Genomic DNA, 18,851 nt, shown 5'->3' with positions numbered 1-18,851 from the left:
GTATGAAATGTGCGAGTTGGTGGGAATTGGCTCGGACGGGACGTGCGGGTCATGTAAGAGCCGGGTAGGGTGGGAGCGCTCCCATGTGTGATGCCTTGAAGGTTCGCGGCTCGCCCGGGGGGTGTCAAGGCACCGGACGCCGGGAGTTGCGGGCCGTCGGCGCCGTCGCTGGTGGTCGTGGCCCTGCTGTTAGATTCGCGTCGTGGGGAGGCACTGATGGGGAGCGGTCAGCCCAGGGGGCGCGGCGGGGCACGGCCCACGCTGGAGGAGGTCGCCGCGCGGGCGGGGGTCGGGCGCGGCACGGTGTCCCGGGTGATCAACGGTTCGCCCCGGGTGAGCGAGCAGACGCGCGCGGCCGTCGAGGAGGCGGTCGCCGAGCTGGGTTATGTCCCGAACACGGCGGCCCGGGCGCTCGCCGCGAACCGCACGGACTCCATCGCCGTGGTCGTCCCCGAGCCGGAGTCCCGGTTCTTCGCCGAGCCGTACTTCTCGGACATCATCCACGGCGTGGGCACCGCGCTCGCGGACACGGACATGCAGCTCCTGCTGACGTTCGCGGGCGGCGACCGGGAGCGCCGCAGCCTCGCCCAATACCTGTCGGCGCACCGCGTGGACGGTGTCCTGCTCGTCTCGGTGCACGCCGACGACCCCCTGCCGGACCTGCTCCAGCAGCTCGACATCCCCGCCGTGATCAGCGGCCGCCGCTCGGCCGACGAGCCGCTGGCCTCGGTGGACTCCGACAACTTCGCGGGCGCCCGGGCGGCCGTCGACCACCTCCTGGAGCGGGGCCGCCGCACGATAGCCACGATCACGGGGCGCCTGGACGTGTACGGCGCCCAGCGCCGCCTCGACGGCTACCGCGACGCCCTCACCGAGGCGGGCCACCCCGTCGACGAGGCCCTGATAGCCCGCGGCGACTTCACCGAGGACGGCGGCCGCCGCGCCATGACGGAGCTCCTGGCCCGCCGCCCCGACCTGGACGCGGTCTTCGCGGGCTCGGACGTGATGGCGGCCGGCGCCCGCCAGATCCTGCGCGAGGAGGGCCGCCGCATACCGGACGACGTGGCCCTGGTCGGCTTCGACGACTCGGCCATCGCCCGCCACATGGACCCGCCCCTGACCAGCGTCCGCCAGCCCATCACGGAGATGGGCCGCACCATGACGGACGTCCTCCTCGCCGAGATAGCCGACACCCGCCCGGCAGCGGCCCGCCGCCTCGCCCGCCGCCAGATCGTGCTGCCTACGGAGCTGGTGCGCAGGGCTTCGTCCTGAGGGCCCGGGCCCCGTCCGTGCGGGCCCGAGGCCGACACGGCCTGACATGCGCGTTTCATCTCACGGAGAGATGCTTGACGTACCAGCCCCGCGCGCCATCTGGGGGCGCCATGTCAGGTCAGCGGCCTCCTGCCGCGTGGGAAGCGGATCGGGCGGGTGTTTCTCTACGTGGCGCTGATCGCTGTCGTCCTGGTGGCGATCTTGGTGGCGCTGGCGCTCACCCGCGACAGTGGCGATGAGTCGCCTCCCGGACGGGACCCTTCCCAGGGGCAGACCGCCCCGGCGGTGCCGGATGCGCGTGCCGACGTGCGGCTCACCAAGTGCTCGGTGGATCCGAGCACCCGCTGGCCCACCGCTGAGCTGCATATCACCAACCACAGCTCGAAGACGTCGGACTACTCGGTCGAGGTGGAGTTCGTCGGCGCCGACGGTGTACGTATCGCCCTAGGCCTGGTCGCGCGAGAGCGGCAAACAGAATCGGCCCCCAACCCGTTCCCGGGTCAGGGGCCGATCCTTCAGGGTGAGTGACGGGACTTGAACCCGCGGCCACCTGGACCACAACCAGGTGCTCTACCAACTGAGCTACACCCACCACGGGCCGGTCTTTGTCGTTCTTCCGACCGGCCGAGAAAAAGTGTACAGGGTCCGAAGGGGTGCTCGCGCACGCCTTTTACGGACCCCGTACACGGGGTGCCGGGGAGGGCTAATCCGCAGGCAGGACGTACTTCGCGGCGATCGACTTGGCGGTGTCGGAGTCCGGCCCGGGCTGCGGGACGAAGATCGCCTCGCGGTAGTAGCGCAGCTCCGCGATGGACTCGCGGATGTCGGCGAGGGCGCGGTGGTTGCCGTTCTTGTCCGGGCTGTTGAAGTACGCCCGCGGGTACCAGCGCCGGGCCAGCTCCTTGATGGAGGAGACGTCGACGATGCGGTAGTGCAGGAAGTCCTCGAGGGTCGGCATGTCCCGCAGCAGGAAGCCGCGGTCCGTGCCGACCGAGTTGCCGCACAGCGGGGCCTTGCGGGGCTCCTTCACGTGCTGCCGGATGTAGGAGAGGACCTGCTCCTCGGCGTCGGCCAGCGTGGTGCCGCCGGCCAGCTCGTCGAGGAGCCCCGAGGTGGTGTGCATCTGCCGCACCACCTCGGGCATGGTCTCCAGGGCCGCGTCCGGCGGGCGGATCACGATGTCCACACCTTCGCCGAGCACGTTCAGTTCCGAGTCGGTGACCAGTGCGGCCACCTCGATAAGTGCGTCATCCGTCAGCGAGAGCCCGGTCATCTCGCAGTCGATCCACACCATGCGATCGTTCATGCGCCCAACCCTACGGCGCGCTCCTCTGACCGGGCAGGGGAGTGCGGCCCGGCGCGTACGCGTCGGAGTGCGGCTTGCCCGGATCCATCGGCAGCGAAGCCGTGGCCCCGAGCGAGCTTGCGGCGGCCGTGCGCCGGGTCTGGGACGGGACGGGGCCCGGCGCCAGACCGGAATGTCCGCCCGGACCCGGCCCCGGTCCGTCCGCGGCGACCACCGAGGGTCCGGCGCTCACGGCGGCCGCCGCCGTGGCCGCGGAGGCGGCCGACGGTGCCGGGGGCGCCGACGCCGACTCCAGGGACCGCTCGTTCTGCGGCCGCCGCGCCCGGTACGCCGCGCGGTACGCCGCGGGCGAGGAGCCGAGCTGACGCCGGAAGTGTCCGCGCAGCGCGACCGGCGAGCGGAAGCCGCAGCGTCCGGCGACCTCGTCCACGGAGTAGTCGGAGGTCTCCAGGAGCCGCTGTGCCTGCAGCACCCGCTGGGTGATCAGCCACTGCAGGGGAGCGCTCCCGGTCAGCGAGCGGAACCGCCGGTCGAAGGTGCGCCTGCTCATATAGGCGCGGGCGGCCAGCGTCTCCACGTCGAACTGCTCGTGAAGGTGTTCGAGTGCCCAGGCGACGACCTCGGCGAGCGGGTCGGCGCCGATCTCCTCCGGCAGCGACCGGTCCAGATAGCGTTCCTGGCCACCGGCCCGGCGCGGCGGCACGACCAGCCTGCGGGCGAGCGCGCCCGCCGCCTCGTTGCCGTGGTCGGTGCGCACGATGTGCAGGCAGAGATCAATTCCGGCCGCGGTGCCGGCCGACGTCAGCACGTCGCCGTCGTCGACGAACAGCTCGCGCGGGTCGACATGCACGGACGGGTAGCGCTTGGCCAGCGTCGGCGCGTACATCCAGTGCGTCGTCGCCGGTCGGCCGTCCAGTAAACCGGCCGCGGCCAGGACGAACGCGCCGGTGCAGAGGCCGACGATGCGTGCGCCCTCCTCGTGCGCGCGGCGCAGCGCGTCGAGTGCCTCCAGCGGGGGCGGCGATGTGATCGAGCGCCAGGCCGGCACCACGACGGTGCCCGCCCGCGAGATCGCCTCCAGCCCGTGGGGCGCGGTCAGTTCCAGCCCGCCGGTGGTGCGCAGCGGCCCCTCTTCACCGGCGCACACGAGCAGCCGGTATCGGGGTACTCCCGCGTCCTGCCGGTCAATGCCGAACACGGAGAGAGGTATGGAACTCTCGAAAATGGGACCACCGCTGAAGAGCAGCACCGCGACGATCTCCCGACGTCGCCGCCCGGAGAGTTTCCGCGCCGCGGCTTCCTGCACGGCAGTGGAGTCGTGGCTCATGGTGCTAAGCCCCCCTCGGTCGTCGCGGCTCCCTGTTCTTGACGTGCTTTTTGGGCCTGTCGCTCCTGCACGTTTCCCCTCGGTCCTCCACCAGTCCCCCGCCGTACTACAGTCAAGATCGAATCTACTGCGTCACGTGACGCCGCTGTGACCAGTTCAGCACCCGGCGCATTGTCGACATGGCAACTTGGCGTGAAGCATTCGATCACGAAGCGTCGCACTCACGGGCCGCGCAGGGAAGTGCGCCTTGTGCCAGTGGCCGGTCAACGTAGGGTGCAGAGGCCTTCCCCGCTCCTTTCACCCCTGGTGAGACGTGGGTTGACCCCCCGTTCCGCCAGGGAATGCCGACGGCTGGGAAGTTGGCTGAAAACGTACGGGGGAGTGCGTGGGAATCAGTCAGTCCACCGGCGCATCCGGCCCCGGACGACGGCCGCCCCGGTGCGCCCCCGGAGCCTGTCGCTGGCGCCGTCCGCGCGTGCCCGCGCCCCGCTGCGCGCGGGCCCGCGCCGCCCCGCGCTCGGACTGCTGCAGCAGCACCCGGCACACCCCGGTCACGGCGGCGAGGCCCAGGGCCGCTCCGCCCGCGCCGGCCAGCGAGGTCCCGTACCCGACGAGGACCACCGGAACCAGGACGCAGGAGAAGGCCGCCCAGCGCACCACGTCGCTCGCCGATTCCTGCGGGGCGGGTGCCGGGGTCCTCGCGGGGCGTGGCGCGGGGACCGAGGGGGCCCGGCGCTCGCGCGCCCCCTCGGGTGCGCGGCGGCGGGTGGTGGCTGCGGCGACCGGGGCGGCGGTGGACGGTCCTGGCACGGCGTGCTCCCTGCGGCAGTGGTTTCGCACGGTGTGGCGGTGGCGGCGGATGTCTCCGAAAGAGTGGTTTCACGGGTTCAACGCGCGGCCGACCGGCCGGTCACTGGCCTGAAGGGAGCACGCGCGCGAACCGGGCGCAAACCGCCTGTACGGGGCAGCCGCCATTGCCATCCGAGCCGGGCTCATGCATGCTCCGGTGAACGCCGTGCGGCCTCCGTGAGGCCTTGGCGGGCCTTGTGCGGGCCCGCGGCGGCGCCCCGGGGCGGCAACACCGGGCGGGTCCCTGAGGGGCCCGGACGGGGCCCGCCGAGAGCTGGGCAGGAGAGGAGTGCGGCCGTACCCTTGGGGGTAAGGGGTTGGGAAGATGATTCCCGGACACACGTCCGGTGATGTGCGTCGTCACGGTGCCCGACCTGCGGTGACCCGCACACATCCGACACCTGCTGTACCTGCTCTTGTCACCCTGTTCCCTACCGCGCACGCAGACCGCGCACCCGAAAAAAGCCGACCCTCCCACAGAGGACTCCTTCGCCGAGACACCGATGGCCGGTCACGAATTCTCCGAACCCGCGAACCGCAAGCGGCAGGTCGCCGATCCGAGCGCGACCCCCCAAGCGGCGGAAGAACCACGCCACTCCTGCGATCCCGCCTTCCGGCACGGTGTCGTCGTCGGCTTCGACGGCTCGACATCCAGCGAGCGGGCCCTCGCCTACGCGATCGGGATGGCGCACCGATCCGGCTCCGGCCTGATCATCGTCCACGTCGCCAACCGGCTGCCCACCACCGTCTGGGCGGGCTGTGAACCCCCGGTCTTCGTCGACGTCCCCGACCACCGCACCGAGGTCCTCGGCCTCGAACTGGCCTGCGCCGAATATCTGTCGGAAGTGCCCTGGATCCTGGTCGAGCGCGGCGGCGACATCTGCCACGAACTCGAAGAGGTCGGCCGGGAGTACTCCGCGGACGCCATCGTCGTCGGCTCGACGCACGGGATCGTGGGGCGCATCTTCGGGTCGGTCGCGGGCCGGCTCGCGCGCCGTGCGCAACGCCCCGTCGTGGTGATCCCCTAGCCGCGCAACTCCCGTTCGTCCCAGGTGGGATGAGGGGCGCGAGGCGGCGGCCGCGCATCGGCGACGCATAAATCTACTCGCGCGTAGAGGTGGGTTGCTCCCTTGTGAAGGGTACATACCGCTTGTTGGGGCAGAACCACGGCCCACTGCCCGTGCGGCGGCGTCCGGACGTTCCCAGGCCGGCGCGCGCGGTGTATGCCCTGCAGGTCGGGGGGTGACGGCCGCCGACTGAGCAGGCGCGGGCCGGGGTAATGGGCGACCCCGGTCCCTCGAAGAACGGTCCCCTGTGCGCTGGTGGCACACACAGGGGACCGTTCATGGGCGCGGACTACTCCACCGTGACCGACTTCGCCAGGTTCCGCGGCTTGTCGATGTCCCGGCCCAGGGCCAACGCCGTGTGGTAGGCGAAGAGCTGGAGCGGGATGCCCATGAGGATCGGGTCCAGCTCGTCCTCGTTCTTCGGGACGACGATCGTGTGGTCGGCCTTCTCCTGCTCCCGGTGGGCGACCGCGAGGATCTTGCCGCTGCGGGCCTTGATCTCCTCCAGGGCCGCGCGGTTCTTCTCCAGGAGGTCGTCGTCGGGGACGATCGCGACCGTCGGCAGGGCGGGCTCGATGAGGGCGAGCGGGCCGTGCTTCAGCTCGGACGCGGGGTAGGCCTCGGCGTGGATGTAGGAGACCTCCTTGAGCTTCAGGGAGGCCTCGCGGGCCACCGGATAGCCGCGTACGCGCCCGATGAAGAGCATCGACTTGGCCTCGGCGAACTCCTGCGCCAGCTTCTTGATCTCGTCCTCGCGCTCCAGCATCTGCTCGATCTGCGCGGGCAGTTGCCGCAGACCCGCGATGATCCGCTTGCCGTCGGAGACCGACAGGTCGCGGATGCGGCCCAGGTGCAGGGCGAGCAGCCCGAAGGCGACGGTGGTGTTGGTGAAGCACTTGGTGGAGACGACGCAGACCTCCGGGCCCGCGTGCACGTACACGCCCGCGTCGGCCTCGCGGGCGATGGCGGAGCCGACGACGTTGACGACGCCGAAGACGCGGGCGCCCTTGCGCTTGAGCTCCTGCACGGCGGCGAGCACGTCGTAGGTCTCGCCGGACTGGGAGACGGCGACGTACAGGGTGTCGGGGTCGACGACCGCGTTGCGGTAGCGGAACTCGGACGCCGGCTCGGCGTCGGCGGGGATGCGGGCCAGCTCCTCGATCATCTGGGCGCCGATCATGCCCGCGTGGTAGGAGGTGCCGCAGCCGAGGATCTTCACGCGGCGCACCTTGCGGGCGTCGTGCGCGTCCAGGTTCAGGCCGCCGAGGTGCACGGTGGAGAAGCGGTCGTCGATGCGGCCGCGCAGGACGCGGTCCACGGCGTCGGCCTGCTCGAAGATCTCCTTGTGCATGTACGTGTCGTGGCCGCCCATGTCGTACGACTCGGCCTCCCACTCCACGGTGGTCGGCTCGGCCGAGGTGCGCGAGCCCTCGGTGGTGTACGTGCGGTAGTCGTCGGCCTTGATGGTGGCCATCTCGCCGTCGTCGAGGGTGACGACCTGGCGGGTGTGCGAGACCAGGGCGGCGACGTCGGAGGCGACGAACATCTCCTTCTCGCCGATGCCGAGGACGACCGGCGAGCCGTTGCGGGCGACCACGATGCGGTCGTTGAAGTCGGCGTGCAGGACGGCGATGCCGTACGTGCCCTCGATGTGGCGCAGCGCCTCGCGGACCCGGTCCTCCAGCTTCTCGGCCGTGGAGCGGGCGATGAGGTGGGTGAGGACCTCGGTGTCCGTCTCGGAGCGGAACTCGACGCCGTCGGCGATCAGCTTGGCGCGCAGGTCGGAGGCGTTGTCGATGATGCCGTTGTGGACGACGGCGACCTTGTTCTCGCCGTCCAGGTGGGGGTGGGCGTTCTCGTCGGAGGGCGCGCCGTGGGTGGCCCAGCGGGTGTGGGCGATGCCGGTGGTGCCGGTGAAGCGCTTGGGGACGCGGGCCTCCAGGTCGCGGACGCGGCCCTTGGCCTTGACCATCTTCAGGCCGGTGGCCTTCGGGCTGGTGATCACGACGCCCGCGGAGTCGTAGCCGCGGTACTCCAGGCGCTGCAGGCCTTCCAGGAGGAGCGGGGCGACGTCACGCTTACCGATGTATCCGACAATTCCGCACATAAAGGGTCCCCTCGGGTCAGGCGGTTCGTACGTGGAACGGACGGGTCTAGCCGTAGACCATGCGGCGCAGCTGTCTGAGCGTGAGCTCGGGCGGCGCGACCGCGCGGTACCGCAGGTCCGCCGCGATCCGCTCGAAGATCTCCGCGTTCACCAGGCCCTGACCCTGGAGTTCGCGGTGGCGGCGGCGGACGAACTGTTCGGCCGTCTCGTCGAAGTAGGCGAGCACGTCCTGGATCACCCGCAGGGCCTCACCGCGCTGGAGCGAGGTGGACCGGGTCAGGTGATCGACAAGTTCTTCGTGCACCCGTTGATCCTGGGGTACGAGGGGAGCTTTCGCAAGAATCCTGCCCGATATCGGGCAGGGAGGGCTTGGTCCGTACTTTTATCGGGTCCTGAAGGCGTTCACATCCGCTTCAGGACCGCCTGCTTGGCCGCCGCGAACTCGTCGTCCGTCAGGACCCCGCTCCGGTGCAGCTCGCCCAGCTCCCGCAGCCGCCGCAGCAGCGCGTCATGGCCGTCCTCGGCCGGGGCCGCGGGCGGCGCGGCCGCCGCCTCGGGGGCCGCCGGGTCCTGGGCGAGCGCCTTCGCGGGCGCGGCCGGGTGCGGCAGGCGGGCCTGCACGGCCGCCGCGACCAGCGCCATCAGGGGGTCCTTCTTGAAGCCCCACAGCTCGACCGAGTTCGGGTCGTACTTCGGCGGGGCCTTCGTGGGGGAGTTCTTCACCGTGAACCGCAGATAGCCGTTCTCCAGGCCGATGGCGGGCTGCCACTCCACGGCGGCCACGTCGGCCAGGGCGATGGAGCGGGTGCCGGAGGCCGCCTTGGCCTCCTCCGTCTTCCAGTTCCACTCCAGGCGGACGTTCTCCCCGTCGAAGCTCACCGTGGCGTCGCCCGCGGCGACCTGCAGCGGCACCGAGGGCCCCGGCAGCAGATAGCTCTCGCAGCCCTTCGCGGGCACCTGTTCCAGGAGGAGCGCGTTGCGCACCTCGTCGACCACGTACTCCGCGACGCCGTACCGGTCCGACTCCACCGTCAGCTGGTACGGATCGGAGGCGTCGGCGAGCTTGCCGCCCGTCGCCTGGAGCAGCGGGTCCGCGCCGTCGCGCAGCCGCAGCCGCAACCGGCCGCTCTTCTTGCCCTGTTCGAAGGCGATGCCCGCCAACGCCGCGAGGGGCAGCGTCAGTTCGCCGAGGGTCTTGCGCAGCAACGAGACGGCTTTGTCGCGGCCCGGTACGAGCCGCAGCGTCTCTCCGTCGAAGGTCCAGGTCCCGTCGCGCTGGATGATTTCCGCCATGAACTGATTCTCGCACCGCAGGCCAGGGCGGGTGGTCTACACCTTGACCCGGTCTGGGGTGCGCGGTACGCATGGTGACGGTTCGACTGCGTCACATCCGCGTTGCCCGGCGAAGGGACCCGCTTGTGAGACAGCACCGCAGAACTGCCTGTGTCATCGGATCACTCCTGCTGATCGCCGCCGCCGGCACGTCGTCGTCGGCGGCCACCTCCGGCTCGGCCGCCCCCGGCTCCGGCGCCGCGCGCGCCGAGCCCGTCCCGCTGGGCCGGATCGTGCCCGTGCCCCTGAAGGCCGAACCGGGCGGACCCGCCTTCGAGATCACCGCCAAGACCCGTATCCGCGTGGGCGACCGCCCCGAGGAGCGCCGCGTCGGCGAATACCTCGCGAGTGTCCTGCGCCCCTCCACCGGCTACCGCCTCCCCGTCACCGACCGCTCCGGCGGCGACGGCATCCGGCTGCGCCTGAGCGCCGAGCCGGCGAACAAGGCCCTCGGCAGCGAGGGCTACCGCCTGATCTCCAAGCGCGGCTCCCTCACCATCACGTCCTGGTCGCCCACCGGCCTCTTCCACGGCGTGCAGACCGTGCGGCAGCAACTGCCCGCCGCCGTCGAGAAGAAGACCAAGCAGCCGGGGCCGTGGCGGATCGCGGGCGGCACCATCAAGGACAAGCCGCGCTTCGCCTACCGCGGCTCGATGCTGGACGTCTCCCGGCACTTCTTCCCCGTCGACCACGTCAAGCGCTACATCGACCAGTTGGCGCTCTACAAGATGAACAAGCTGCATCTGCACCTGAGCGACGACCAGGGCTGGCGCATCGCCATCGACTCCTGGCCGCGCCTGGCCACCTACGGCGGCTCCACGCAGGTCGGCGGCGGACCCGGTGGCTACTACACCAAGGACCAGTACAAGGACATCGTCGCCTACGCCGCGTCCCGGGGTCTCCAGGTGATCCCGGAGATCGACATGCCGGGCCACACCAACGCCGCGCTCGCCTCGTACGCCGAACTGAACTGCGACGGCGTCGCGCCGCCGCTGTACACCGGCACGGCCGTCGGCTTCAGCTCGCTGTGCGTGAAGAAGGACGTGACGTACGAGTTCGTGGACGACGTCGTCCGGGAGCTGGCGGCGCTCACGCCCGGCGGGACCGTGCACATCGGCGGCGACGAGGCGCACTCCACGAGCCACGAGGACTTCGTGACGTTCATGGACAAGGTGCAGCCGATCGTCGGCAAGTACGGCAAGGGCGTGATGGGCTGGCACCAACTGGCGGGCGCCAACCCGGTCAAGGGCGCCGTCGCCCAGTACTGGGGCTACGACCGCACCGGCCAGGCCGAGCGCGACCAGGTCGTGAACGCGGCGAAGAACGGCACCAAGCTGGTCGTCTCCCCGGCCGACCGCGCCTACCTCGACATGAAGTACCACAAGGACACCCCGCTCGGCCTGTCCTGGGCCGGGTACGTCGAGGTGCAGCGCTCCTACGACTGGGACCCGGGCACGTATCTGCAAGGGGCCCCGGCCGACGCGGTCATCGGCGTCGAGGCGCCGCTGTGGACGGAGACCCTGTCGACGCCCGCGCAGCTGGACTACATGGCGTTCCCGCGCCTGCCCGGCATCGCCGAACTCGGCTGGTCGCCCGCGTCCACGCACGACTGGGACACGTACAGGAACCGGCTCGCCGAGCAGGCCCCGCGCTGGGACGCGCTCGGCATCGACTACTACAAGTCGCCGCAGGTGCCCTGGCCCGCGCAGTAGGACAGGGACACGGCTGAGCGGGGCTCCGCGGGACCGTCCGCGGAGCCCCGCCCGGTCAAGGGCCCTTCTGCTGGATCTCCGCGGCGTCCCTAGGCGATCGGGTTCTTCAGGGTCCCGATCAGCTGGAGGGCGCCCGCCGGGTCGGCGAGGTCCAGCATCTGCTCGTTGTCGCGCAGCTGGAGCCGGTTCAGGCAGGACAGCGCGAACTCGGGCGCGAACATGTCGTACTGCCGGAACTTGTCGGCCAGTTCGGGCATCGAGTGCTGGTAGTCGCGGACGCACTCGGCGACCGTGCGCCAGAAGACGTCCTCGTCGAGGCGGCCCTCGGTGGCGAGGCTCGCGGACAGGAAGCGGAAGAAGCAGTCGAAGACGTCCGTGAGGATCGACAGGAGTTTGCGGTCCTCGGGCACGTCCACGCGGATCCGCTCGACCTCGGGCGGAAGCACCGCCGTCGGGTCCATCACGGCGATCTCCTCGGCGATGTCCTTGAACAGGACCCGGTCGACGACACCGTCCTTCAGAACCATGATCACGTTCTCGCCGTGCGGCATGAACACCAGGTCGTAGGCGTAGAAGCAGTGCAGCAGCGGCGTCAGATAGGCGCGCAGATAGCGGCGCAGCCACTCGGCCGGTGCCAGGCCCGAGCGCTCCATGAGGGCGCCCGCGAAGGACGCGCCGTCGCGGTCGGTGTGCAGGAGCGACGCCATGGTGGCGAGCTGCTCGCCCTCGCCGAGGTCGGGCACCGGGCTCTCGCGCCACAGCGCGGCGAGCATCTTGCGGTACGGCGAGTAGCGGTCGGTGGCGGCCTCGTACTCCAGGTGCCGGTAGCCGACGGCGGCGCGCTCGCGGATGATGCCGAGGCCGGTGGAGCGAAGCACCTCGTCCGAGCGGACGAGACCGTACAGCCAGTCGTTGATCGCCGGGGTCGCCTTCATGTACGCGGCCGACAGCCCGCGCATGAAGCCCATGTTGATGACGGACAGGGCCGTCTTCACATAGTGCTTGGCCGGGGCGGAGGCGTTGAAGAACGTCCGGATCGACTGCTGGGCCAGATACTCGTCGTCGCCCTCGCCCAGACACACCAGACGCCGGTCGGCGACCTCGGCGGCGAAGGTCACGGAGAGCTTGTTCCACCACTGCCAGGGGTGGGCCGGGATCAGGAGGTAGTCGGCCGGGTCGAGGTCCTGGGCGCGCAGCACGGCGTCGAACCGGTCCAGGGTCTCCCGGCCCAGCTCGGCCCGCAGGAACGACTCGTACTCCAGGCCCTCGCCCGCGGTGAACGCGGCCCGGTCGCGCCGCGCCGCCAGCCAGATCAGCCGGACGGGACTCGCGGTCTCGGGGGCGTACGAGAGGTACTCGTGCACGCCGAAGCCGAGCCGTCCGTTGTTGGCGACGAAGCAGGGGTGGCCCTCCGTCATGCCGGTCTCGATCTCCTGGAAACCGGCGGTGGCGAGCTCGGCGGCGGAGATCTGCGGCTTGGTGAGTTTGAAGCAGGTGCCGGAGAGGGTGGAGGAGATCTCCTCCAGGTACACCGGCAGGACCTTGTCGCTCAGGCCGAGGGCGCCGCGCAGCTCGGTGAAGAACTCCAGGGCGTTCAGGGGCAGTTCGGTGCCGTCGCGGTGGCGGGTGATCGAGTCGGCGTCGACGCCCCAGTGGTCGAGGGCGAAGACGCGGGCGGCGAAGCGGTAGCGGGTCAGGCCGTCGTCGCTGCGCACCACGTACCGGCCCGCGCCGAGGTCCTCGGGGGTGAGCAGCCGCTCGTGCGCGAACTCGGCGAGTGCTTTGCGGATGAGGAGCCGGTTGGCCTCGGCCCAGCGCTCGGGGTTCAGATGGTCCACGGCCTCGGCCTGCGGGGACAGGCGGGTGCGGGGTGCGGCGGGCGTCAGGGTCATGTCCGTGCTCCAGAGACTGCGGTGGGGCGTGCCGCCACGGCGTGGCGGACCACGGCGGCCTCGTAACTCTCGCGGGTGCAGAAGCTGAGCAGCGCCCGCTTCTCCGGCTTGTCGATCTCACGCTCCGGCACGAAGCCGACCTCTTCGTTGAGGCGGTGCACGGCCGTGTTGGTGACGTCGGGCTCGACGACGACGCGGTGGGTGCGCGGGTCGGCGAACAGGTGCTCCATCACCGTGGAGAGGACGGCGCGGGTGAAGCCGTGCACGGGCCGGTCGGTGGGGGCGACCAGGAAGTGCATGCCGACGTCGCCGGGCTCGGGCTCGTACAGGCCGACCAGCTCGATGTGGCGGGGGTCGTAGCGCTCCATCAGGAACGCGGGCTCCCCGTCGTGCAGGCCGACGAACGCGTCGTGGTGCTCGGAGGCGGCGACGGCCATGTACTCGCGCTCGATGTCGTGCAGTTTCGCGCCCTGGAGCAGCCAGAACGCCGACTTGGGGTGGGTGACCCAGGAGTGCACCAGCTCGGCGTCCTCGAAGGGGTCGAGGGGGCGCATGGCGAGGGTGCCGACACCGCGCTCCCGGCTCGGCCTGCGTCTCATGCCGCTCGTGCCGCTCGTCCTGCCCGGTCCTGTCATCCAGCTCATACGGCGAACTCCTGGAAGGCGATGGACTTCTCGACCGGGTAGACCTCGCGGCCGAGCAGCTCACGGATGATGTACGCGTTGCGGTACGGGCCCATGCCGAGGTCGGGGCTGGTCATGGAGTGGGTGTGCACGCCGGCGTTCTGGAGGAAGACGCCTCGCCCGGTGGCGTCCACGGAGTAGTTGCGGGCCACGTCGAAGCGGCCGCGGCCGTCGAAGCGCAGGTGCTCGCGCAGCGGCTCCAGGAAGGCGGGGACGGCGTAGCGGTAGCCGGTGGCGAGGATCAGGCCCTCGGTCGTCATCTCGAAGTCCTTGCCCTGCTCCTCCTGGCGCAGGCCGAGGGTGTAGACGCCGTTGGTGTGCCGGGCTTTGTGCAGGCTCGTGTTGGTGAGCAGCCTGGTGGGCACGGGCCCGTCGAGGTTCTTCTGGTAGAGCAGGTCGAAGATGGCGTCGATCAACTCGCCGTCGATGCCCTTGAACAGGTTCTTCTGCTCGCTCTCCAGGCGGTAGCGGGTGTCCTCGGGCAGCGCGTGGAAGTAGTCGACGTACTCCGGAGAGGTCATCTCCAGGGTCAGTTTCGTGTACTCCAGCGGGAAGAAGCGCGGCGAGCGGGTCACCCAGTTGAGGCGGTAGCCGTGGGTGTCCATGTCGGCGAGCAGGTCGTGGTAGATCTCCGCGGCGCTCTGGCCGCTGCCGACGATCGTGAGGGAGTTCTTCTTCTGCAGCTCCTCCTTGTGCTCCAGGTAGCGGGAGTTGTGCAGGAAGTCGCCGCCGAGCCCGTCGCACGCCGCCGGTATGTGGGGCGGGGTGCCGGTGCCGAGGACGAGGTGGCGGGCGCGCAGGGTGTCGCCGGCGGACGTCGTCACCTCGTACACACCCTCTGTGTACGACACCCGGGTCACGGTGGTGCCGAAGCGGACGGAGGAGAGTTTCCCGGCGGCCCAGCGGCAGTAGTCGTTGTACTCCCGGCGCAGCGGATAGAAGTTCTCGCGGATGTAGAAGGAGTACAGCCGGCCCGATTCCTTCAGGAAGTTCAGGAAGGAGTACGGGGACGTGGGGTCGGCGAGCGTCACCAGGTCCGACATGAACGGCGTCTGCAGGTGGGCGCCGTCCAGGAACATGCCCGCGTGCCACTCGAAGTCCGGCTTGGACTCCAGGAACAGGCCGTTCAGGTCGTCGAGGGGCTCGGTGAGACAGGCCAGGCCGAGGTTGAAGGGCCCGAGGCCGATGCCGATGAAGTCGTACGTCGGCTGCGCTGCGCGGAGGTCAGCTGGCGCGGTCAAGGTTCTCTCCCAGGTACTGCTCGGCGTGGCCGGCTATCAGGTCGAGGACGGCGGCGATGTCGGCGGCCGTGGTCTCGGGGTTGAGCAGGGTGAACTTCAGGTACTGGCGGTCGCCCACCTTGGTGCCCGCGACCACGGCGGCGCCGGAGGCGAACAGGGCCTTGCGGGCGTACAGGTTGGCGCGGTCGATGGCCGCCGGGTCGCAGATCGCCGCCGGGATGTAGCGGAAGACGAGGGTGGACAGGCTCGGCTGGACGACCACGTCGAAGCGCGGGTCGGCGGCGAGCAGGTCGAAACCCTCGGCCGCCAGGTCGCAGACCTCGTCGAAGAGGTCACCGATGGCGTCGGCGCCCATCACGCGCAGCGTCATCCACAGTTTCAGCGCGTCGAAGCGGCGGGTCGTCTGCAGGGACTTGTCGACCTGGTTGGGGATGCGCTCGGCCGCCGCGCGCCGCGGGTTCAGATACTCCGCGTGGTACGTGGCGTGCCGCAGCGTCGCCGCGTCCCGGACGAGCAGCGCGGACGAACTGACCGGCTGGAAGAACGACTTGTGGTAGTCGACCGTGACGGAGTCGGCGCGCTCGATGCCGTCGAGCAGACCGCGGCGGGTGCGCGAGGCGAGCAGACCGCAGCCGTAGGCGGCGTCGACGTGCAGCCACGTCTCGTACTGCGCGCAGAGGTCGGCGATCTGCGGCAGCGGGTCGATGGAGCCGAAGTCGGTGGTGCCCGCGGTCGCGACGACGGCCATGGGGACGAGGCCCTCGCGGTCGAGACGGGCCAGCTCGCGGGCGAGCGCCACGGTCTGCATGCGCTTGTCGCGGTCGGTGGGGATCACGATCACGGCGTCCCGGCCGAGGCCCAGCATCTTCGCGGCCTTCTGGACGCTGAAGTGGCCGACCTCGGAGGCGAGGATGCGCAGCCGGTCGGGGGAGTCGGTCTTGGCCTCCTCGCGGGCGAGCAGCAGCGCCTGGAGGTTGGACTGGGTGCCGCCGGAGGTGAACACGCCGTCGGCGGCGGGCCCGAGGCCGATGCGCTCGGCGGTCCAGTCGATCAGGCGGCGCTCGATGAGGGTGCCGCCCGCGGACTGGTCCCAGGTGTCCAGGGAGGAGTTCACGGCGGTCAGGACGGCCTCGCCGAGCACGGCCGGGATGACGACCGGGCAGTTGAGGTGGGCCAGGTAGCGGGGGTGGTGGAAGTAGACGGCGTCGCGCAGGTACAGCTCGTCGAGTTCGTCGAGGGCGGCGCCGGTGTCGTGCAGCGGGGTGTCGAGGTCGACGGCCTCGACGCGGGGGGTGAGAGCGTCCGGGGAGACGCCGGTGAACGGGCGGGAGGTGGTGGCGATTCTGGCCGCCACCCGCTCGACTCCTTCGGTCACGGAGGCGCGGTACCGCTCCGTGGTGGTGTCATTGAGCAGGTGCGAGCGCATGAACTGTCCTCCAGGTGAGGGGACTTGGTCGCGCCCCTGGGACAGGGCACAGCAGGGAGGGCCGAGGGCGCGACATGGAACTTAGGTTAGCCTAACCTAAGTTCATCGCGACAGGGCCCTGAATCCCCTTCCGTCCCACAAGTCACCCGGAATTTCACGAGTCATCCACAAACCCGCAGGTCACAAACGCAGCGCCGCCCGCTGCGGGATGCAGCGGGCGGCGCTGGGCATGAATCAGCCCATCCGGCGTTTGAGGACGAGCAAGGCCGAAGGCCGCGACTCGACGGCGCGACAAGGCCGACGCGCACCAGGCCCCGGTCAGGCGACCTTCTTCGCCTTCTCGATGGCCTTCGCCAGATCCTCCAGGATCGGCGCGCACTTGGCGTACGAGAAGATCGGCTCGGTCACGCGCGGGACGACCTGCCCGGCCTTGACGGCGGGCAGCTTGCCCCACGTGGGCTTCTGCTTCGCCAGATCCGCCGGCTGCAGGGCCGACGTGCGGTTGTCCATCATGATCACGTCGGCCTTGTAGGTGTCGACGTTCTCCCAGGACAGGTTCTGGAACCAGCCCCCGCTCGCCTTCTTGGCCTTCTCCGGCGGCTCGACGATGTTCACGCCGAGCGCCTTGAAGTACTCCAGGTCGGCGGAGAGGTCGGAGCCGGAGACGTAGAAGATGTCCGCGCTCGCCGAGCCGACCAGGACCTTGATCTCCGGGCGGGACTTCGCGGCCTTGCGCAGCCGCTCCGCCGCGGCCTCGAAGCGCTTCTTCGCCGTGACGACCTTGTCGGACTTCACGTCCGCGCCGAGCGACTCGGCGAGGGCGAGGATGCGCTCCAGGGGCTTGGTCATCTGGCGGTCGTAGACGGAGATCCCGACGCTCGGGGCGAGCCCCAGGACCTTGTCCTTGGACTGCTCCGGGACGTACCAGAGCGTGCCCTTGTCGTCGAACATCGTGGAGATCAGCACGTCCGGCTGGAGGCCCACGTACTTCTCGATGTTGAACTGGTCCCAGGCGTTGCCGAGGATGGTCACCTTGCTGATGTCCATGTCACCGGCCTGGACGTCCGGCTTGCCGTCCTTGGTCTTGGTCGGGCCGAAAACACCCTTGACCTCGACGCCGTAGTCGTACAGCGCGGCCGCGACACCGGTGAACGCCACGATGTTCGCGGGCGTCGCGTCGGTCTTGGCCGTCTTGCCGCGGTCGTCCTTGAAGGACCAGGGACCGCCGTCCTTCGTGCCGCTGCCCGAGCCACCGCTCTTGTCCTTCTTCTCGTCCCCGCAGGCGGCGAGGACGGCGGTGAGCCCGAGGGCGCCGCCCGCGGCGAGGATGCCGCGGCGCGAGGGCGTGCGGAGGCTGTGCGACATGAGGTCTCTGCTTTCGTACGGGGCACTGGCCGGAAGTGGTGCTTAGGTTAACCTAACCTTCCTTCCGGTCCAGTGGTGCCCCGCCTCAGCCGGTGGCCTCCCGGGCCCTCAGCCGGCCAGACCCAGCTCCCGGGCGATCAGCATGCGCTGCACCTCGCTCGTGCCCTCGCCGATCTCCAGGATCTTGGAGTCCCGCCACATCCGCGCCACCGGGTACTCGTTCATGAAGCCGTACCCGCCGTGGATCTGCGTGGCCTCGCGCGCGTTGTCGACGGCCACCGTCGAGGAGTACAGCTTCGCCAGCGCCGCCTCCTTCTTGAACGACTCGCCGGAGACCAGCCGCGAGGCCGCGTCGCGCCAGGCGAGCCGCGCCGTGTGCGCCTTCATCTCCATGTCGGCGATCTTGAACTGGATGGCCTGGTTGGTGCCGATCGGCCGCCCGAACGCGTGCCGCTCCTTGGCGTACTTCACCGACTCGTCGACACAGCCCTGCGCGAGCCCCGTGCCGAGCGCCGCGATCGCGATCCGGCCCTCGTCCAGGATCCGCAGGAACTGCGCGTACCCGCGGCCGATCTCACCGAGGAGGTTCGCCCGCGGCACCCGCACGTCGGCGAACGACAGCTCCCGGGTGTCCGAGGCGTTCCAGCCGACCTTCGAGTACGGCGCCGCGACCGTGAAGCCCGGCGTGCCGGACGGCACGATGATCGAGGAGATCAGCGGCTTGCCCGCGTCCGTGCGCCCCGTCACGGCCGTCACCGTCACCAGGCCCGTGATGTCGGTCCCGGAGTTGGTGATGAAGCACTTCGTGCCGTTGATGACCCACTCGTCGGTCGCCTCGTCCAGGCGCGCCGTCGTGCGCGTACCGCCCGCGTCGGAGCCGCCGTCCGGCTCGGTCAGACCGAAGGCGCCCAGGATCTCGCCGGAGCAAAGGCGCGGCAGCCACTCCCGCTTCTGCTCCTCGGTGCCGAACAGGTGCAGCGGCATCGCGCCCAGGGAGACGCCCGCCTCCAGCGTGATCGCCACGGACGAGTCGACGCGCGCCAGCTCCTCCAGGGCGATGCCGAGCGCCAGGTAGTCGCCGCCCATGCCGCCGTACTCCTCGGGGAAGGGCAGCCCGAACAGGCCCATGCGGCCCATCTCGCGCACGATCTCGTACGGGAACTCGTGCCGCTCGTAGAGGTCGCCGATCTTCGGGGCGACCACGTCGTGCGCGAACGCCTCGACGGTGCGCCGGAGTTCCTCGTGCTCGGGGGAGAGGTGGTGGTCCATCGT

16 protein-coding genes and 1 tRNA gene are annotated in these 18,851 nt (G+C 70.3%); 4 read left to right on the top strand and 13 right to left on the bottom strand.

Annotated features, from left to right (window positions below; translation table 11 throughout):
• The first annotated feature begins 216 nt into the window (after nt 1-216).
• Together AB6L24_RS38705 and AB6L24_RS38700 are read left to right on the top strand one after the other, a co-directional pair.
• A complete protein-coding gene (locus tag AB6L24_RS38705; RefSeq protein WP_405664053.1) occupies nt 217-1,272 on the top strand; it encodes a LacI family DNA-binding transcriptional regulator in 1,056 nt (351 codons plus the stop codon).
• Between the two features lie 156 nt (nt 1,273-1,428).
• Nucleotides 1,429-1,800, top strand: a complete 372-nt coding sequence (locus AB6L24_RS38700) for a hypothetical protein (RefSeq protein ID WP_405664050.1) — start codon at nt 1,429-1,431, stop codon at nt 1,798-1,800.
• Here AB6L24_RS38700 and AB6L24_RS38695 read toward each other — a convergent pair.
• The 4 genes from AB6L24_RS38695 to AB6L24_RS38680 form a co-directional block, all read right to left on the bottom strand.
• A tRNA-His gene (locus AB6L24_RS38695) sits at nt 1,792-1,864 on the bottom strand. The two genes, AB6L24_RS38700 and AB6L24_RS38695, sit on opposite strands and share 9 nt — an antisense overlap.
• Nucleotides 1,865-1,975: 111 nt before the next feature.
• Nucleotides 1,976-2,578 carry an oligoribonuclease gene (orn, locus tag AB6L24_RS38690; protein ID WP_405664047.1) on the bottom strand — a complete coding sequence of 201 codons (603 nt, stop codon included), beginning with the start codon at nt 2,576-2,578 and terminating at the stop codon, nt 1,976-1,978.
• 10 nt (nt 2,579-2,588) lie between these two features.
• Nucleotides 2,589-3,905, bottom strand: a complete 1,317-nt coding sequence (locus AB6L24_RS38685; RefSeq protein ID WP_405664045.1) for a helix-turn-helix domain-containing protein — start codon at nt 3,903-3,905, stop codon at nt 2,589-2,591.
• Nucleotides 3,906-4,301: 396 nt separating this feature from the next.
• Entirely contained in the window at nt 4,302-4,715 is a 414-nt protein-coding gene (locus AB6L24_RS38680; RefSeq protein WP_405664043.1) for a hypothetical protein, read from the bottom strand.
• 542 nt (nt 4,716-5,257) lie between these two features.
• On the opposite strand from AB6L24_RS38680, the gene AB6L24_RS38675 reads away from it, so the two are divergent.
• Nucleotides 5,258-5,782 carry a universal stress protein gene (locus tag AB6L24_RS38675; protein ID WP_030360002.1) on the top strand — a complete coding sequence of 175 codons (525 nt, stop codon included), beginning with the start codon at nt 5,258-5,260 and terminating at the stop codon, nt 5,780-5,782.
• A 328-nt stretch (nt 5,783-6,110) separates the two neighbouring features.
• Here the strand turns inward: AB6L24_RS38675 and glmS are convergent, their stop codons facing one another.
• From glmS to AB6L24_RS38660, 3 genes are all read right to left on the bottom strand, one after another.
• Nucleotides 6,111-7,928 (bottom strand): glutamine--fructose-6-phosphate transaminase (isomerizing), encoded by a 1,818-nt coding sequence (gene glmS / locus AB6L24_RS38670; RefSeq protein ID WP_405664039.1) that lies wholly within the window; start codon nt 7,926-7,928, stop codon nt 6,111-6,113.
• A gap of 46 nt (nt 7,929-7,974) precedes the next feature.
• Nucleotides 7,975-8,232: a hypothetical protein gene (locus tag AB6L24_RS38665; RefSeq protein WP_380854881.1), complete on the bottom strand. Its 258-nt coding sequence runs from the start codon at nt 8,230-8,232 to the stop codon at nt 7,975-7,977.
• 98 nt (nt 8,233-8,330) lie between these two features.
• The gene (locus AB6L24_RS38660; protein WP_405664037.1) at nt 8,331-9,221 is read right to left on the bottom strand and encodes a DUF4429 domain-containing protein; all 891 of its coding nucleotides are present in this window, start codon (nt 9,219-9,221) and stop codon (nt 8,331-8,333) included.
• 125 nt (nt 9,222-9,346) lie between these two features.
• On the opposite strand from AB6L24_RS38660, the gene AB6L24_RS38655 reads away from it, so the two are divergent.
• Nucleotides 9,347-10,972 carry a beta-N-acetylhexosaminidase gene (locus AB6L24_RS38655; protein ID WP_405664034.1) on the top strand — a complete coding sequence of 542 codons (1,626 nt, stop codon included), beginning with the start codon at nt 9,347-9,349 and terminating at the stop codon, nt 10,970-10,972.
• A gap of 89 nt (nt 10,973-11,061) precedes the next feature.
• Here the strand turns inward: AB6L24_RS38655 and AB6L24_RS38650 are convergent, their stop codons facing one another.
• The 6 genes from AB6L24_RS38650 to AB6L24_RS38625 all read right to left on the bottom strand — a co-directional run bounded on the left by AB6L24_RS38650 (nt 11,062) and on the right by AB6L24_RS38625 (nt 18,848).
• Complete coding sequence (locus tag AB6L24_RS38650) at nt 11,062-12,864, bottom strand: IucA/IucC family protein (protein ID WP_380854889.1); 1,803 nt, start codon at nt 12,862-12,864, stop codon at nt 11,062-11,064.
• Nucleotides 12,861-13,463: a GNAT family N-acetyltransferase gene (locus tag AB6L24_RS38645; protein ID WP_405664519.1), complete on the bottom strand. Its 603-nt coding sequence runs from the start codon at nt 13,461-13,463 to the stop codon at nt 12,861-12,863. Before AB6L24_RS38645 ends, AB6L24_RS38650 begins: the two co-directional genes overlap by 4 nt.
• A gap of 41 nt (nt 13,464-13,504) precedes the next feature.
• Nucleotides 13,505-14,788, bottom strand: a complete 1,284-nt coding sequence (locus tag AB6L24_RS38640; protein ID WP_405664032.1) for a lysine N(6)-hydroxylase/L-ornithine N(5)-oxygenase family protein — start codon at nt 14,786-14,788, stop codon at nt 13,505-13,507.
• A complete protein-coding gene (locus AB6L24_RS38635) occupies nt 14,772-16,214 on the bottom strand; it encodes a pyridoxal phosphate-dependent decarboxylase family protein (protein WP_405664030.1) in 1,443 nt (480 codons plus the stop codon). Before AB6L24_RS38635 ends, AB6L24_RS38640 begins: the two co-directional genes overlap by 17 nt.
• A 318-nt stretch (nt 16,215-16,532) precedes the next feature.
• Complete coding sequence (locus tag AB6L24_RS38630) at nt 16,533-17,579, bottom strand: ABC transporter substrate-binding protein (protein ID WP_405664028.1); 1,047 nt, start codon at nt 17,577-17,579, stop codon at nt 16,533-16,535.
• 108 nt (nt 17,580-17,687) lie between these two features.
• Entirely contained in the window at nt 17,688-18,848 is a 1,161-nt protein-coding gene (locus AB6L24_RS38625; protein ID WP_405664026.1) for an acyl-CoA dehydrogenase family protein, read from the bottom strand.
• Nucleotides 18,849-18,851: the final 3 nt, after the last annotated feature.

The sequence above is a fragment of the Streptomyces sp. RK9 genome (genome assembly GCF_045070545.1).
Taxonomy (GTDB): Bacteria; Actinomycetota; Actinomycetes; order Streptomycetales; family Streptomycetaceae; genus Streptomyces; species Streptomyces alboflavus.
This window is presented reverse-complemented; position numbering and strand designations above follow the sequence as displayed.

What these genes read in the sequence shown, in the direction of transcription:
- AB6L24_RS38705 (WP_405664053.1), top strand. Translation starts at nt 217, where the DNA reads ATGGGGAGCGGTCAGCCCAGGGGGCGCGGCGGGGCACGGCCCACGCTG.
- orn (WP_405664047.1), bottom strand. Translation starts at nt 2,578, where the DNA reads ATGAACGATCGCATGGTGTGGATCGACTGCGAGATGACCGGGCTCTCG.
- AB6L24_RS38685 (WP_405664045.1), bottom strand. Translation starts at nt 3,905, where the DNA reads ATGAGCCACGACTCCACTGCCGTGCAGGAAGCCGCGGCGCGGAAACTC.
- AB6L24_RS38675 (WP_030360002.1), top strand. Translation starts at nt 5,258, where the DNA reads ATGGCCGGTCACGAATTCTCCGAACCCGCGAACCGCAAGCGGCAGGTC.
- glmS (WP_405664039.1), bottom strand. Translation starts at nt 7,928, where the DNA reads ATGTGCGGAATTGTCGGATACATCGGTAAGCGTGACGTCGCCCCGCTC.
- AB6L24_RS38660 (WP_405664037.1), bottom strand. Translation starts at nt 9,221, where the DNA reads ATGGCGGAAATCATCCAGCGCGACGGGACCTGGACCTTCGACGGAGAG.
- AB6L24_RS38650 (WP_380854889.1), bottom strand. Translation starts at nt 12,864, where the DNA reads ATGACCCTGACGCCCGCCGCACCCCGCACCCGCCTGTCCCCGCAGGCC.
- AB6L24_RS38645 (WP_405664519.1), bottom strand. Translation starts at nt 13,463, where the DNA reads ATGAGACGCAGGCCGAGCCGGGAGCGCGGTGTCGGCACCCTCGCCATG.
- AB6L24_RS38635 (WP_405664030.1), bottom strand. Translation starts at nt 16,214, where the DNA reads ATGCGCTCGCACCTGCTCAATGACACCACCACGGAGCGGTACCGCGCC.
- AB6L24_RS38630 (WP_405664028.1), bottom strand. Translation starts at nt 17,579, where the DNA reads ATGTCGCACAGCCTCCGCACGCCCTCGCGCCGCGGCATCCTCGCCGCG.
- AB6L24_RS38625 (WP_405664026.1), bottom strand. Translation starts at nt 18,848, where the DNA reads ATGGACCACCACCTCTCCCCCGAGCACGAGGAACTCCGGCGCACCGTC.